Here is a 14,227-nt window from a genome sequence, read left to right as displayed (position 1 = left end):
TACCACCAAACCTGTTTTCCGGGTGTTGTGGCGCAGTGCGCGGCCGATAACACGGGTAGCGAGATCCACAGCGCTTGTCACAATCTGACCGAGCCAACAGCTCTAGTCCGGTGTTTTGCTCTGGAACGCCCGTTCTAGAGCCTTTGTAGGAAAAATTTCCATGGTGCTCAATGGCCATCAACGGCTATGCTAGAGTGGATCCAAACCAATAACAGGTAATACCGGTTTTACGTCATCTCAAAGGGAATGGGGGGCTTCCTGACACAACCGGCCAAGCCACGCTGGGGCTTCAATGCGCTATTTGTTGATGTTGCTGTTCTGCTTGCCCCTCCTGGCAAGCGCCGTCGAGTTCGACGAGTTCACCCAGAGCCTCCCGCTGGGTCGATCCCTGCAAGTGTTCGAAGACCCGAGCGGTCAGGCGAGCATTGCCGACGTCCGCGCGCAAGTCGCCGCCGGAAACTTCAAACCCCATGACAAAGCCACGCTCAATGCCGGTTATTCGCGCTCGGCGTTCTGGCTGAAGATCGACCTGCATTACCGCCCGACCAACCCGTCGGCGCAACGCAGCTGGCTGCTGGAACTGGCGTATCCGCCGCTCGATCATCTCGATCTGTATCTGCCCGATGCGGCCGGTGACTACCGTCTGGTGCGGCAGACCGGGGACGCCTTGCCGTTCGCCAGTCGCGAGATCCGTCAGAACAATTACCTGTTCGACCTGGCGTTCAAGCCGGATCAGCAACGAACCGTTTATCTGCGGTTGTCCAGCGAAGGTTCGATCCAGGCGCCGGTGACGTTGTGGTCGAGCACCGCGTACCTTGAAGACCAGCCGGTGCGCCTGTACGTGCTGGGGATCATTTATGGCGTGCTGCTGGGGATGCTGGTTTACAACCTGTTCATCTACCTCAGCGTGCGCGACACCAGTTACCTCTATTACATCTTCTATATCGCCTCGTTCGGCCTCTATCAGCTGTCGGTCAACGGCGCGGCGGTCGAGTATTTCTGGCCGGACAATCCATGGTGGGCCAACGCCGCCACGCCGTTCTTCATCGGATGTGCGGGGTTGTTCGGCAGCCAGTTCGCCCGCAGTTTCCTGCAGACGAAGAACCACAGCCGCTGGCTCGATCGTCTGTTGATCGCCCTGATTGTTTTTGGCGCCGTGGTGATCGGTCTGTCGTTGATGACCAGTTATGGCCTGGCCCTGCGTCTGGCGACGACCCTGGCCCTGACCTTCACCGTGGTGATCTTCGCCGCCGGGATCCTGGCCTGGTGGCGTGGCCTGCGGGTGGCGCGTTATTTCATCATTGCCTGGTCGGCATTCCTGATCGGCGGCATCGTCAACACTATGATGGTGCTGGGCCTGCTGCCAAATGTGTTCCTGACCATGTACGCCAGCCAGATCGGTTCAGCCATCGAAGTGGCGCTGCTGTCGCTGGCGCTGGCCGACCGCATCAACGCCATGCGCGAACAACAGGCGCAGACCCTGTTCGACGCCGGCCAGAAACTTGAAGTGCTGAACCAGCAACTGGCCCACAGCAACAAGCTCAAGGATGAATTCCTCGCGACTCTGACCCACGAACTGCGCACGCCGATGAACGGGGTGATCGGTTCGCTGGAGCTGATGCAGACCGTCGAACTCGATCCGGAACTGGAGCAATACCAGCAGACCGCCGCCGGTTCGGCGCGGGACATGATGCGCATGGTCAACGGCATCCTGACCCTGACCGAATTGCAGGCCGGCAAGCTCAAGGCCACGCCTGGCAGTTTCAGCCTGCGCGGGGTGGTCGAGGCGTTGCGGATGCAGTTCGATAGCAACGCTTCGAGCAAGTCGCTGGACTTCAAGGTCGACGTGCTGCCGACCCTGCCGGATCGCCTGCATGGCGACAGCGCCAAACTCGCGCAATGCCTGGAGTGCCTGCTGGATAACGCGATCAAATTCACCCGGGTCGGCGGTCTGGCGTTGCGGGTCACCGGCAAGCCATCGACGGACAATCGCCTGGCGTTGTCCTTTGCGGTGATCGACACCGGCATCGGTTTTACCGATCTGGGCGAGGCGACGATGTATCAGCGGTTCTTCCAGCTCGACGGTTCGATGACCCGCGAATACGGCGGGCTGGGCGTCGGTCTGGCGATCTGCCGTCAATTGGTGGAATTGCTCGGTGGCAAGCTCACACACCGCTCCGAGCCGGGGCGCGGCAGCCGTTTTCAACTGGATGTCGAGTTTGAGTTGCCGGAAGTGGAAGCCGTGCCCGCGTTCAGCCGTGACACTGTGCGCGCGCCGCAGGATTGCACCGTGCTGCTGGTGGACGACAACAGCGTCAACCAACTGGTGATGCGCGGCATGTTGCTCAAGCTCGGATTTCGGGTGCGCACTGCCGACCACGGCGCGACGGCGCTCGACTGTTTGCAGCGCGAGCGCTTCGATGCGGTGCTGATCGACTGCCAGTTACCGCCGCTCGACGGGGCATCGCTGTGTTGCCAGATCCGTGACCTGCCGGGATGCGCCCATTTGCCGGTGTTCATGATCGCGCTGGGGGCGGATCGCGAGCATTGCGCGTCGGGCGGCTCGATCGACTACCTGAGCAAACCGGTGAAATTCGAGGATCTGCAGGTGGCGATGCAGCGGCGGGTGTTGAGTTGCTGACAGGGTGAAAGCGCCGGTATTTAGGCCGATATGACACTTTGATCGGTTCCGGGGCGGTGCTTAACTGAAGCTCTGGCCGATCAAGGAGCCCCGTCATGAACCTGCATCAGTTCGCCGAAACCCACGAAGTCACCAACCAGCCACCGTCGCTGGACGGCACCAACCTCTACCGCATCGACCTGCCGTTGCAGGAGTGGTCGCGGCGGTTCGGCGCCGGCTGGGCCGAGTCGCGGATCGACGCTTACGGCGCCTTGGCCGGCGGCCCGTTGATGGAGGCCGGGTTCCTCGCCAACCAGAACAAACCGGTGTTCGCCAGCCATGACCGCTACGGTCATCGCATCGACCTGGTGGAGTTTCATCCGGCGTATCACGAGCTGATGCGCACGGCCATCGAACATGGCTTGACGTCGTTGCCCTGGGCTCATCCACAGGACGGCGCCCATGTTGCCCGCGCCTCCATGACCTATTTGCACAGCCAGGCCGAGGCCGGCAGCGGTTGCCCGCTGACCATGACTTTCGCCAGTGTGCCGGCGATGCGTTTGCAGCCGAATCTGGCTGAGCAATGGCTGCCGAAAATCCTCGCCACCGAATACGACCCGCGCAATGTGGGCATGGCCCACAAGGCTGGCGTGACCATCGGCATGGCGATGACCGAGAAACAGGGCGGCACCGACGTGCGCGCCAACACCACCAAGGCTTATCCGGTCGGCGCCAGTGGCCCGGGCCAGGCTTATGAACTGGTGGGGCACAAGTGGTTCTGTTCGGCGCCGATGTGTGATGCGTTTCTGACGCTGGCGCAGACCGACAAGGGTCTGAGCTGTTTCCTGCTGCCGCGCCATCGCCCGGACGACACGCGCAATCAGTTCTATATCCAGCGTCTGAAGAACAAGCTCGGCAACCAGTCCAACGCCTCCAGCGAAGTTGAGTTCCGTGGTGCGCTGGCGTGGATGGTCGGCGAGGAAGGACGCGGGGTGCCGACCATCATCGAGATGGTGGCCATGACCCGTTTCGACTGCATGGTCGGCTCCAGTTCGCTGATGCGTCAGGCGCTGACCCAGGCCAGCCATCACTGCGCCCATCGCAAGGTCGGCGGCAAACTGCTCAACGAACAACCGCTGATGCAGAACGTGCTGGCCGATCTGGCGCTGGAAAGCGAAGCCGCGCTGGCTCTGAGCCTGCGCATGGGCAAGGCGCTGGATCATCTGGACGACCGCCATGAAGCGCAGTTCGCCCGGCTGGTGACAGCGGTGGGCAAATACTGGATCTGCAAACGTGCGCCGGGGATGATCAACGAAGCCGCCGAGTGTATGGGCGGCGCCGGGTATGTCGAAGACAGCATCCTGCCGCGGCTGTACCGCGAAGCGCCGGTGAACTCGACGTGGGAAGGCTCTGGCAACGTGCAATGCCTCGATGTGTTGCGCGCCTTGTCGAAAGAGCCGGGTGTGCTTGACGTGTTGTTCAGCGAGTTGGGCGACGGCCATGGCGACAAGCGACTGGCCACGCACATCCAGCAATTGCAGGCGCAGTTCAAGGACACAAGCGACATTCAGTACCGCGCTCGGCAATTGACCGAAGACATCGCTTTGGGACTGCAAGCCAAGCTGCTGCTGGAGGCCGGGAATGCGGCGGTCAGCGATGCTTTTATCGCCAGTCGCCTGAGCGGTGGCGGTCGGGCCTACGGCGCGTTACCGCGTGGGCTGGATGTCGAGGCAATCGTCGCTCGCTCGACACCGCAAGGTTTCTGAAGGGGGATCGCGACAAAGCCACAACGCCACTGTTTCCGTGACGCCACGATGCAGGCAAGATGAAGCTCTGCAAGTCAGAACACAGGAAGCTGATCGTGACCGAAGCGTTTATTGTCGTTCAAACCGCCGAACAGGCCGTGGATCGTCTCGCCGAGCTGCATGAGCGGGCCACCACGGCGCTGAACTCGGCGCTCAAGCGTTATCTCAAGGATCGCGTCGAGCCCGACGCCGAGCAACGTGCCCTGTTCCGTTATCCCGAACTGCGTCTGACCTACCACTGCCAGGGTGAAGTCCCGCAGACCACCCGCGCCTACGCCAAGGTGCAGTTGCCGGGCACCTACAGCGTGACCGTTACCCATCCGAAGGCGTTTCGCAAATACCTGCTCGAGCAGCTCACGCCGCTGATGCACGACTTCACCGTGACTGTCGAAGTCGGAGTCAGCGGGCAGAACATTCCGTACCCGTACGTGGTCGAGCAGGGCGATGAACTGGCCGGCTCCGGTGTCACTGCCGCCGTGCTGGCGCGAGTGTTCCCGAGTACTGACCTGTCCGCCGCCACCGATGGCATCGCCGACGGCCTCTACGACTGGGAAAACACCGATCCACTGCCATTGGCGCTGTTCGATGCGGCCCGCGTCGACTTCTCGCTGCGTCGTCTGGTGCATTACACCGGCAGCGACTGGCGCCATGTGCAGCCGTGGATTCTGCTGACCAACTACCACCGTTATGTCGACCAGTTCATCGTCCATGGTCTGGAGCAACTGCGCCGCGACCCGCGCTTCGTGCGCATGGTGCTGCCGGGCAACGTGATCATCGAAAAAGGCATGGATCACGGCGAAGCCTCGGCGATTGCCGCCGGCGTGGTCTGGCACCGCTACCAGATGCCGGCCTATCACCTGATCGCCAGCGATGGCCACGGCGTGACCCTGGTGAACATCGGCGTCGGCCCGTCCAACGCCAAGAACATCACTGACCACCTGGCCGTGTTGCGTCCGCATTGCTGGCTGATGATCGGTCACTGCGGCGGCCTGCGTCAGTCGCAGACCATCGGCGACTACGTGCTGGCTCACGCTTATATGCGTCGCGACGGGATTCTCGACCGGGTGGTGCCACCGAATATTCCGATTCCGGCGCTGGCCGAAGTGCAACTGGCGCTGCAACAAGCGGCAGCCAATATCACCGGCGAGAAGGGCGAAGAGCTGAAGAAGCGCCTGCGCACCGGCACCGTGCTGACCTACGACGACCGTAACTGGGAACTGCGTTGGGCCCAGGAGCGACCGCTGATCAACCTGTCCCGCGCCGTGGCGGTGGACATGGAAAGCGGCACCATCGCCGCCCAGGGTTATCGCCTGCGAGTGCCGTACGGCACGTTGCTGTGCGTTTCGGACAAACCGCTGCACAGTGAAATCAAGCTGCCGGGTTCGGCCAACGCGTTTTACGAACGTGCGGTCAGTCAGCACTTGAAGATCGGCATCGAAGCGGTGGATCTGCTGCGCACCGAACTCAATTCGCTGCACTCGCGCAAACTGCGCAGCTTCGACGAGCCGCCGTTCCGCTAAAGGTTTGTCGTGGTCATTTGGCGGTCGGGGCACTAGCATTGTCAGCCCAGATCGCCAGATGTTGTTTTGCCCATGTCCCGTCCCCAACGTCCACCTTCTCGCCGCCCCGGCGTGAAGCCATCCTCTTCAGCCCCGCGCCGTGTCGCCAAGGCACCACCGGCCGAGCCGAAGCTGATCCTGTTCAACAAACCGTTCGATGTGCTGACGCAATTCAGCGACGGTGAAGGGCGGGCGACGCTCAAGGATTACATCGACATTCCGGGCATCTATCCGGCCGGGCGGCTGGATCGTGACAGCGAAGGTTTGCTGCTGCTGACCAACGATGGCCAGTTGCAGGCGCGGATCGCCGACCCCAAGCACAAGCTGGCGAAAACCTATTGGGTGCAGGTCGAAGGCGTGCCGACAGCCGAGCAGTTGCAGCGTCTGCGTGACGGCGTCGAGCTGAATGACGGCATGACCTTGCCCGCGCAAGCGCGGCAACTGGATGAGCCCGAGCTGTGGCCGCGCAATCCGCCGGTACGCTTTCGCGCAACGATTCCGACAACCTGGCTGGAGCTGGTGATTCGCGAAGGGCGCAACCGCCAGGTGCGGCGGATGACAGCGGCGGTGGGGCTGCCGACGTTGCGGCTGGTGCGGGTCAGGATTGGTGACTGGACGATCGAAGGGCTCGATCAGGGCCAGTGGAAAGAAGTGCCGGCGCGTTTATAAGGCGCCGGATTCGATCAGGCCGATCACCACGCTCTTGATGATGAACGCGGCCACGCCCAGGCCCAGCACGAAGAACAGAATGAACGAGCCGAAGCGCCCGGCCTTGGACTTCTTCGCCAGATCCCAGACGATGAAACCCATGAAAATGATCAGGATGCTGACAAGGCCAGTCATCATCCACTCTTCAAATACTGCTGGATCCATCGGGCATCTCCGGCGCTGCGCGGCTGAAAGGGCGGCCGGGAGTATACGCCAGCGGTGAACGACGCAGCATTGACCTGCGTCGGTGTGCCGCAGTCATTCGTCGATTTCAGCTGCGCAGATGAGTCAGCGGCAGTTCGGTGCTGTTGAGCACCTGATTCAGCACAAAACTCGAGCGCACGCTGGTTACACCTTCGATCCGGGTCAGATGCCCCAGCAGCAGCTTTTGGTAGTGATCCATGTCCGGCACCACCACTTTCAGCTGATAGTCGGCATCCACGCCAGTCACCAGGCTGCATTCCAGCACTTGCGGCAAAGTGCGGATTGCGGCTTCAAAGTTCTCGAAACGCTCCGGCGTGTGGCGGTCCATGCCGATCAGCACGTAGGCGGTCAGGCTCAGGCCGAGCATCTTGCGATCAAGCAGGGCGACTTGACGGCAAATGTAGCCGTCATCCTCCAGTTGCTTGACCCGGCGCGAGCACGGGGAGGGCGACAGACCGATGCGCTCGGCCAGTTCCTGGTTGGAGATGCGGGCGTCGCGCTGCAATTCCGCCAAAATACTCAGGTCGTAACGGTCGAGTTTGCTCATCAAACGGTCCTTTGTCTTAACTATTGCGGCGGATTATCTATCCAGGGTTAAAAATTGCGCAAGTGATGTTTATTTGAGCAATCTTCGCAATCATCTGTCGCGGCTCCGAGCCTATTCTTATCACCAGAATCACTGCTCGGTAACACAGTCCACTGCGGCCCGCCCAATCCGGCCCGCCGCGGCCGCCACCCCCACCGGGGTTGTGCCGGCCCCCGAGCTGCACACTGTCCAGAAGACGGCGTGAGGTGAGCCGACGTCAAAAGCGTCGAGCCAGGACGAAGTTCTCTAGAAGGGAGGCCGACGGGTCTCCCTTTTTTCTTGCCCGCGATTTGGCCCATCTCGCTCAATAAATAAATGACGTGACTGATAACCTGTAGCAGAACCCGGTGTGTCCATCTCCGGTCTTAGCTACACGCCCTCTTAATTTCAGGCTCAAGTCCGCAGTGAGGAATTCCATGAAGTCGCGCATCTGGCGTCTGGCCAGTGTTGGTTTGCTGTGTGTGAGTGTCGGTGCGCAAGCGCTGGCGGATGAGCCGCAGAATCGCGGCCCCGACGGCGGCGGACGCGGGCCGGAGCATCAGGGCAACAATCAGGGGCATGGCGGCGGTGATCAGCAGCGCGGCCAGAACAGTCCGCAGCGGCAGAACAACGACATCATTCGTGGCGACAATAGCCGCCAGTTCGAGCACAACGGCCAGCAGAACCGCGGCCAACCGAACAATGGCCAGTGGCAGAACCAGAACCAGCCACGTCCGGCGTACAACCCCAACCCGGTGCGCCAGCCGCCACCGCCGCCGCAACTGCCGGCCAATGATCTGCCGATCCAGCCGCGCCCCGACACCGTGCGCCAGACCCAGGAACCGCGTCAGGGTTACTACCGCGACGAGCGCCCGCAGAACGGTTATCACCAGAACTGGCAGACCGGCAACCGCCCCAACGACAACCGCTGGCCGGGTCGACCCGATGGGCATGGCAACGGCTGGGGCCCCGGTCCGCAATACCGGCCGGGTCATGTGATCGACCGTTTCCCGGATCGGGATTACCGCGTGCCGTATCGCGGCCAGGACTATTTCTACTCCGGCGGCTACTGGTATCGCCCGCAAGGCCCGCGCTACATCGTGGTTCAGCCGCCGCGCGGGATTCGCATCCAGTACCTGCCGGATTACGCTCGGGAAGTGTGGATCGGCGGCTCGCTGCTGTTCCTTGCCGCCGGCTCGTACTACGCCTATCAGGAAGCGACGCAGGATTACGTGGTGGTCGAACCGCCGGTGCAGCAGCCACCGCAGCCGACCGGCAATGGTTATGACGTGGAGGCGTATCCGGCCAACGGTCAGTCACCGGAGCAGGTTCAACGCGACGGGTACGAGTGTTATCAGTACGCGGTGCAGCAGAGCGGCTTCAATCCGCGCACCGCGACTTACCAACCGGCACCCGAAGTGGTGCAGGCCTACCGCCAGGCCCAGGGCAATTGCCTGAGCAGTCGCGGTTATCAGGTCAACTACTGAGCCCGAGCGGCTTTGACCACTTCCTGCGGGTCGGCGTGCACCAGCACTTCTGCCCGTGGGTAGGCTTTGTGAATGGCATCCGCCGCCTGATCGCTGATGCCGTGAGCAACTGACAGCGTCAGCTCCCCCGGCAATTCCAGGTGCAATTGCACGAACCAGTGATTGCCGGAAATCCGCGTGCGCAAATCATGCGCGCCCAATACCCCAGGTACACCGCACGCCAGTTCGAGCATGTGCTGACTGACATCCGCCGGCAGCTCTTCATCCATCAGCACCGAAAAACTTTCCCGGGCGATCTGGATTGCGCTCCATAAGATGTAGGCAGCGATCCCCAGACCGAACCACGCGTCCAGCTGATCGAAACCCAAACCGGCCAACACCAGCGCAATCAGAATGCTGCCGTTAAGCAACAGGTCCGAACGGTAATGCAGCGAGTCCGCCCGCACGGCGTTGGAGCCGGTCTGCTTGATGACCCGATGCTGCAGCATCAACAGTGCGACAGTCAGCAGCAGGGAAAATACGATCACACCAATGCTCAGCCACGGCGCGCCGAGTGGCTCGGGATGTTTCAGGCGCTCATAAGCCTGAAACGCGATCAGCACCGCACTGCCGCCAATGAACAGCGCCTGCGCCATGCCCGCCAGCGACTCGGCCTTGCCGTGGCCATAACGGTGATCGTCGTCCGCCGGACGCAGCGCGTAATGCACCGCCAGCAGATTGAGCAACGAAGTGACGCCATCGAGGGCCGAGTCGGTGAGGCCGGCGAGCATGCTCACCGAACCGCTCAGCCACCAGGCGATGGCTTTGGCGATAATCAGCGTACAGGCCACCGCCACCGAGGCGCGGGTCGCCAGCCGCAGCAGGCGGGCGTGTTCGGTGCTTGTGGTCATGGGGGCGTCAATTCCTTATGCGGCAGGTTGCAGGCCGAACATCGCCAGTTGCTGGGTGCTGCCCTTGTGCTGGATCAGGCGCGGGTCGTCCAGCGGCAGATTGCGGCCCAGCTCCGTTTCGAGAATAGCCTGCAACTTCAAGTTATCGACCTGACCGTCCGGGCCGATGGCTTGCTTGAGCTTGGCCGGATCGACCTGCGCCGTGTGGCCCGGTTCGAAGTAGATCGCGCCGGTGGCGAAGTCCACGGCAAACGCGATCACGCCGGGAAGGATATAGAACAGCAGGCCCACGGCATCGAGCACGGCAATCGCCGGGTCGATCTTGCCGTCGATCTGGCCGCGCCGGTCTGGGTAGAAAATCGAACCGCACGCGGTGATCTGAGTGAGCAGGGTGGCAACCAGTACACCGCCGATCAGGCGAAAAGGTAAGCGCATGGGAATCTCCTGAGTCATCTGTTAACGAAGCGTCATCGTGTGAAGTTAAGACCCTGACGAACGCCTGGCAGTTCGCCGTTATACTCGGCCCTCTGTTTTGGAGCCAGTATGAATTCGTTGCCGATCGATGACGTTTTACCCGCCCTGCGTGAAGCCCTCGCGACACGTCACGAAGCCGTGCTCGAAGCACCGCCCGGCGCCGGTAAAACCACCCGCGTGCCCTTGGCCCTGCTCAATGAAGCGTGGCTGAACGGGCAGACCATTCTCATGCTCGAACCGCGTCGGCTGGCCGCGCGCGCAGCGGCGGAACGGCTGGCCAGCGAGCTGGGCGAGAAGGTCGGTGAAACCGTCGGTTATCGCATCCGCCTCGACAGCAAGGTTGGCCCTAACACCCGCATCGAAGTGGTCACCGAAGGCATCCTCACCCGGCGCTTGCAGGACGACCCGGCGCTGGAAGGCGTGGGCCTGCTGATCTTCGACGAATTTCACGAACGCAGCCTCGACGCCGATCTGGCGCTGGCCCTCAGTCTGAACGGTCGCGAGCTGTTTCGAGCTGAACAACCGCTGAAGATTCTGCTGATGTCCGCCACCCTCGAAGGCGAGCGTCTGGCCGGGTTGCTCGACGACGCGCCAATCCTGCGCAGCGAAGGCCGGATGTTCCCGGTAACGATGCGCTGGGGCCGGCCGTTCCAGCCCGGCGAGTACATTGATCAACGCGTCACGCAAACGGTGCTCGAAGCGCTGCACGATGAAACCGGCAGCCTGTTGGTGTTTCTGCCGGGGCAGGCGGAAATCCGGCGGGTTCATCAGCAACTGGCGGACGCCATCGGTGAGCGCAGCGACGTCTTGCTCTGCCCGCTGCACGGCGAACTCGACCTGAATGCGCAACGTGCCGCCATCGACCCGGCCCCGGCGGGTCAGCGCAAAGTGGTGCTGGCCACCAACATCGCCGAGACCAGCCTGACCATCAACGGCGTGCGCGTTGTGATCGACGCCGGGCTGGCGCGGGTGCCGCGTTTCGATCCGGGCAGCGGCATGACTCGCCTCGACACTCAACGCATTTCTAAAGCCAGTGCCACCCAGCGTGCCGGCCGGGCCGGGCGTCTGGAGCCGGGCGTGTGTTATCGCCTGTGGTCGCAGGATCAGCACGAACAACTCGCGGCTTATGGCAGTGCGGAAATCCTTTCGGCGGATCTGGCTGGCCTGGCTTTGCAACTCGGTCGCTGGGGCGTGGCGCCGAGTGATCTGATCTGGCTGGACGTGCCGCCGGCCGCCGCTTTTGCACAGGCTCAAGACCTGTTGCAGCGCCTCGGTGCACTGGACGGTGAAAGCCTCAACCGCCACGGTCAGGCCATGGCCGAATTGCCGGCCCATCCGCGCATCGCTCATTTGCTTTTGCGCGGTCAGGCACTGGGTCTGGCGAACATGGCATGCGACGTCGCCGCGTTGCTCGGCGAGCGGGACATTTTGCGCGGCGCCGGGGCGGATCTGCACAGTCGTCTGGTGCTGCTGTCCGGCGAAGAGCGCGCGGCGCGCGGTGCCCAGGGCGGCGTGCAGCGTGCCCGGCAACTGGCGCGGCAATATCGCGGCTACCTGCGTGGGCAACCGAGCGAGCCGGTCGCCGATCCGGATCACCCACGCTGGCTCGGCGCCTTGCTGGCGCTGGCCTACCCGGATCGCGTCGCCCAGCAGCGACGGGCCGGTGGCGCCGAATATCGTCTGGCCAACGGCCGCGCGGCGCTGTTCGCCGAAGCCGACAGCCTGATGAAGGAACCGTGGATCGTGATCGCCGACCTCGGCAGCCGCCAAGGCCAGCGTGAAGAGCGGATTTATCTGGCGGCGGATTTCGATCCGGCGCTGTTCGATTCGGTGCTCGCCGAACAAGTGCACAACGTCGATCAACTGGACTGGGACGAACGCGAAGGCGTATTGCGCGCCGAGCGTCAGCGCAAGGTGGGCGAACTGATCCTCAGCCGCGAACCACTGACCGGCCTCGACGAAAACGCCCGCAGTCAGGCGCTGGTCAATCTGGTGCGGCGCAAAGGTCTCGAGCTGCTGCCGTGGACTCCGGAACTGCGCCAGTGGCAGGCGCGAGTCGCGTTGCTGCGCCAGCTCGACCTGGACGCCAAGGGCGACAGCCAATGGCCGGATGTCAGCGACGCCACACTGCTGAAAACCCTCGAAGACTGGCTGATGCCTTATCTGGGCAAGGTCTCGCGCCTCAGCCATTTCGCCAACCTCGACCTGTCGAGCATCGTGCGCAATCTGCTGCCGTGGCCGCTGCCGCAACAGCTCGACGAGCAGGCGCCGCATCACCTGAGCGTGCCGTCGGGCTCGTCGATTCGACTCGACTACAGCGAGCAACCGCCGATTCTCGCGGTGCGCTTACAGGAGCTGTTCGGCCTCGCCGACACACCACGCATCGCCGGCGGCCGGCAAGTGGTCAAACTGCACCTGCTGTCGCCCGCACGGCGCCCGGTGCAGGTGACGCAGGATCTGGCCAACTTCTGGCGCAGCACCTATGCCGAAGTGAAGAAGGATCTGAAGGGGCGGTATCCGAAGCACTATTGGCCGGATGATCCATTGGTGGCTGAAGCCACTGCTCGGGCAAAACCACGGGGTACGTAACAGACGGCATTCAGGTAGGCCTTCCATCTTCCTCAATTATGCGTAATTATTTCTTTATTCATAAATTATGTATTTTGACATAAAGGCTCATAATGACTCCGGAAACCAAGGACTCGCTGCTCTTCCCTCGCACCAACCTGGCTGAAGGAATCCTGGTCACTTTCGAGTCACGCCTGCAGAACGCCGCGACGATATTCGCGCCTCGGCGCAAGGGCAAAACCACCTTTCTGATCAACGATCTGATACCGATTGCCAAGGCACACGGCTTTATTGTTGCAACAGCAGACCTGTGGTTTGACAAGGCGCATCCTGAGCGGGTGATCGCGGGTGCGTTGTATGAGGCCATCCACGGTACAGGGTTCTTGCGACGCAACTGGCTGAAGCTCATGCGACCGGGGTCTCTGGTCCAGTCGGTGGAGGCCGGCGCCAGTACCGACGGCGTAACAGTGAAGGCCGAGCTGGCGAAGGAGGGCGGACTGAACCTGATCGAGCTCTTCGAGCGCTTCCGGATACTCGGTAACGGCAAGGCGCTGCTGATCATCGATGAGGTTCAGCATCTGGCGAGCCGGAAAGAATTCGAAGACTTGACTGCTACGCTCCGTTCGCTATTGCAGCAGGCGCACGGTGAAGTCTTTGCAGTGTTTACAGGGTCCTCCCAGGATGGCCTGCATCGAATGTTTCGTCGTACCAAAGCACCGTTCTATCAGTTCAGCCACGAGATCCAGTTTCCTAATCTTGGCCTGGAATTTGTCCAGCATCTGGGCCAGCGGTTCCAGGAAATCACCGGAAGGGAGTGGGAGGTAAACGCCGCTTTCGAGCGTTTCGCTGCCCGGGGATACATGCCCAAGTACATTCGCGACGTATTCCTGCTGTGCCTTACTGAGGGGCTCAGTGTGCGAGATGCAGATCATCGAGCCTGGAGCACTATGACCGACGAAGGCAACTTCGAAAACCTGATCCTGGAGATGGCACCTCTGGATTTCACCGTACTTATCGGGCTGGTGAGGGGGCTTCCCATTTTTTCTACCGAAGGACGCGAGTGGATTGGCAGCGAGATGCCCGGTGGCCACGTGCCCAGCGCGGCGACGGTTCAGACTGCCTTGAAGCGCCTGCAACGCCGCGACCTGGTCGGCAACCTCGGGCATGGTGAGTGGGCGATTGAAGACATTGCCATGGAAGGTTACTTGCGTCGGAACTTCGTTGAAATTGACCCTCAACTCGGTACGGAAAACGATCAATAGGTTTTTTGGGGGTTGGCATCGGCTTTCCGGCGACAGCCTGAGTTTTATAAAGCTGGTATCAAAAGATCGCAGCCTGCGATCTTTT

At 61.9% G+C, this 14,227-nt stretch carries 11 protein-coding genes; 7 read left to right on the top strand and 4 right to left on the bottom strand.

Annotation, left to right across the window (positions count from 1 at the left end; all coding sequences use genetic code 11):
* Positions 1–292: 292 nt before the first annotated feature.
* The 4 genes from BMZ46_RS26345 (at position 293) to BMZ46_RS26330 (ending at position 6,653) form a co-directional block, all read left to right on the top strand.
* A complete protein-coding gene (locus tag BMZ46_RS26345; protein WP_074691563.1) occupies positions 293–2,641 on the top strand; it encodes a hybrid sensor histidine kinase/response regulator in 2,349 nt (782 codons plus the stop codon).
* 95 nt (positions 2,642–2,736) lie between these two features.
* Positions 2,737–4,386, top strand: coding sequence for an acyl-CoA dehydrogenase family protein (locus tag BMZ46_RS26340; protein ID WP_039771830.1), 1,650 nt, complete (start codon positions 2,737–2,739; stop codon positions 4,384–4,386).
* A gap of 59 nt (positions 4,387–4,445) precedes the next feature.
* Complete coding sequence (gene amn, locus BMZ46_RS26335; protein ID WP_011336076.1) at positions 4,446–5,945, top strand: AMP nucleosidase; 1,500 nt, start codon at positions 4,446–4,448, stop codon at positions 5,943–5,945.
* A 72-nt stretch (positions 5,946–6,017) separates the two neighbouring features.
* Positions 6,018–6,653, top strand: coding sequence for a pseudouridine synthase (locus BMZ46_RS26330; RefSeq protein WP_039771829.1), 636 nt, complete (start codon positions 6,018–6,020; stop codon positions 6,651–6,653).
* Here the strand turns inward: BMZ46_RS26330 and BMZ46_RS26325 are convergent.
* Positions 6,648–6,857 carry a DUF2788 domain-containing protein gene (locus tag BMZ46_RS26325; RefSeq protein WP_003228500.1) on the bottom strand — a complete coding sequence of 70 codons (210 nt, stop codon included), beginning with the start codon at positions 6,855–6,857 and terminating at the stop codon, positions 6,648–6,650. The genes BMZ46_RS26330 and BMZ46_RS26325 overlap by 6 nt on opposite strands.
* 106 nt (positions 6,858–6,963) lie before the next feature.
* Positions 6,964–7,443 (bottom strand): Lrp/AsnC family transcriptional regulator, encoded by a 480-nt coding sequence (locus tag BMZ46_RS26320; protein ID WP_074691561.1) that lies wholly within the window; start codon positions 7,441–7,443, stop codon positions 6,964–6,966.
* A gap of 455 nt (positions 7,444–7,898) precedes the next feature.
* Between BMZ46_RS26320 and BMZ46_RS26315 the strand changes: the two genes are divergently transcribed.
* The gene (locus tag BMZ46_RS26315; protein ID WP_074691559.1) at positions 7,899–8,948 is read left to right on the top strand and encodes a DUF6515 family protein; all 1,050 of its coding nucleotides are present in this window, start codon (positions 7,899–7,901) and stop codon (positions 8,946–8,948) included.
* Here BMZ46_RS26315 and BMZ46_RS26310 read toward each other — a convergent pair.
* Positions 8,942–9,838, bottom strand: coding sequence for a cation diffusion facilitator family transporter (locus tag BMZ46_RS26310; RefSeq protein WP_074691557.1), 897 nt, complete (start codon positions 9,836–9,838; stop codon positions 8,942–8,944). The two genes, BMZ46_RS26315 and BMZ46_RS26310, sit on opposite strands and share 7 nt — an antisense overlap.
* A gap of 15 nt (positions 9,839–9,853) precedes the next feature.
* Positions 9,854–10,273, bottom strand: coding sequence for a hypothetical protein (locus BMZ46_RS26305; protein WP_039771823.1), 420 nt, complete (start codon positions 10,271–10,273; stop codon positions 9,854–9,856).
* 108 nt (positions 10,274–10,381) lie between these two features.
* Here BMZ46_RS26305 and hrpB point away from each other — a divergent pair, with 108 nt between their 5' ends.
* Positions 10,382–12,901 carry an ATP-dependent helicase HrpB gene (hrpB, locus tag BMZ46_RS26300; RefSeq protein ID WP_074691555.1) on the top strand — a complete coding sequence of 840 codons (2,520 nt, stop codon included), beginning with the start codon at positions 10,382–10,384 and terminating at the stop codon, positions 12,899–12,901.
* Positions 12,902–12,993: 92 nt separating this feature from the next.
* Positions 12,994–14,142 (top strand): ATP-binding protein, encoded by a 1,149-nt coding sequence (locus BMZ46_RS26295; protein WP_074691554.1) that lies wholly within the window; start codon positions 12,994–12,996, stop codon positions 14,140–14,142.
* Positions 14,143–14,227: the final 85 nt, after the last annotated feature.

This window comes from Pseudomonas sp. NFIX49 (genome assembly GCF_900115915.1).
GTDB classification, from domain to species: domain Bacteria; phylum Pseudomonadota; class Gammaproteobacteria; order Pseudomonadales; family Pseudomonadaceae; genus Aquipseudomonas; species Aquipseudomonas pharyngis.
The sequence above is the reverse complement of the archived record's forward strand: the minus strand, read 5'-3'. Positions and strand labels throughout refer to the sequence as shown.

Coding starts and splice junctions, on each gene's coding strand:
- BMZ46_RS26310 (WP_074691557.1), bottom strand. CDS start 9,838: ATGACCACAAGCACCGAACACGCCCGCCTGCTGCGGCTGGCGACCCGC.
- hrpB (WP_074691555.1), top strand. CDS start 10,382: ATGAATTCGTTGCCGATCGATGACGTTTTACCCGCCCTGCGTGAAGCC.
- BMZ46_RS26295 (WP_074691554.1), top strand. CDS start 12,994: ATGACTCCGGAAACCAAGGACTCGCTGCTCTTCCCTCGCACCAACCTG.
- BMZ46_RS26325 (WP_003228500.1), bottom strand. CDS start 6,857: ATGGATCCAGCAGTATTTGAAGAGTGGATGATGACTGGCCTTGTCAGC.
- BMZ46_RS26315 (WP_074691559.1), top strand. CDS start 7,899: ATGAAGTCGCGCATCTGGCGTCTGGCCAGTGTTGGTTTGCTGTGTGTG.
- BMZ46_RS26305 (WP_039771823.1), bottom strand. CDS start 10,273: ATGCGCTTACCTTTTCGCCTGATCGGCGGTGTACTGGTTGCCACCCTG.
- amn (WP_011336076.1), top strand. CDS start 4,446: ATGAAGCTCTGCAAGTCAGAACACAGGAAGCTGATCGTGACCGAAGCG.
- BMZ46_RS26330 (WP_039771829.1), top strand. CDS start 6,018: ATGTCCCGTCCCCAACGTCCACCTTCTCGCCGCCCCGGCGTGAAGCCA.
- BMZ46_RS26345 (WP_074691563.1), top strand. CDS start 293: ATGCGCTATTTGTTGATGTTGCTGTTCTGCTTGCCCCTCCTGGCAAGC.
- BMZ46_RS26320 (WP_074691561.1), bottom strand. CDS start 7,443: ATGAGCAAACTCGACCGTTACGACCTGAGTATTTTGGCGGAATTGCAG.
- BMZ46_RS26340 (WP_039771830.1), top strand. CDS start 2,737: ATGAACCTGCATCAGTTCGCCGAAACCCACGAAGTCACCAACCAGCCA.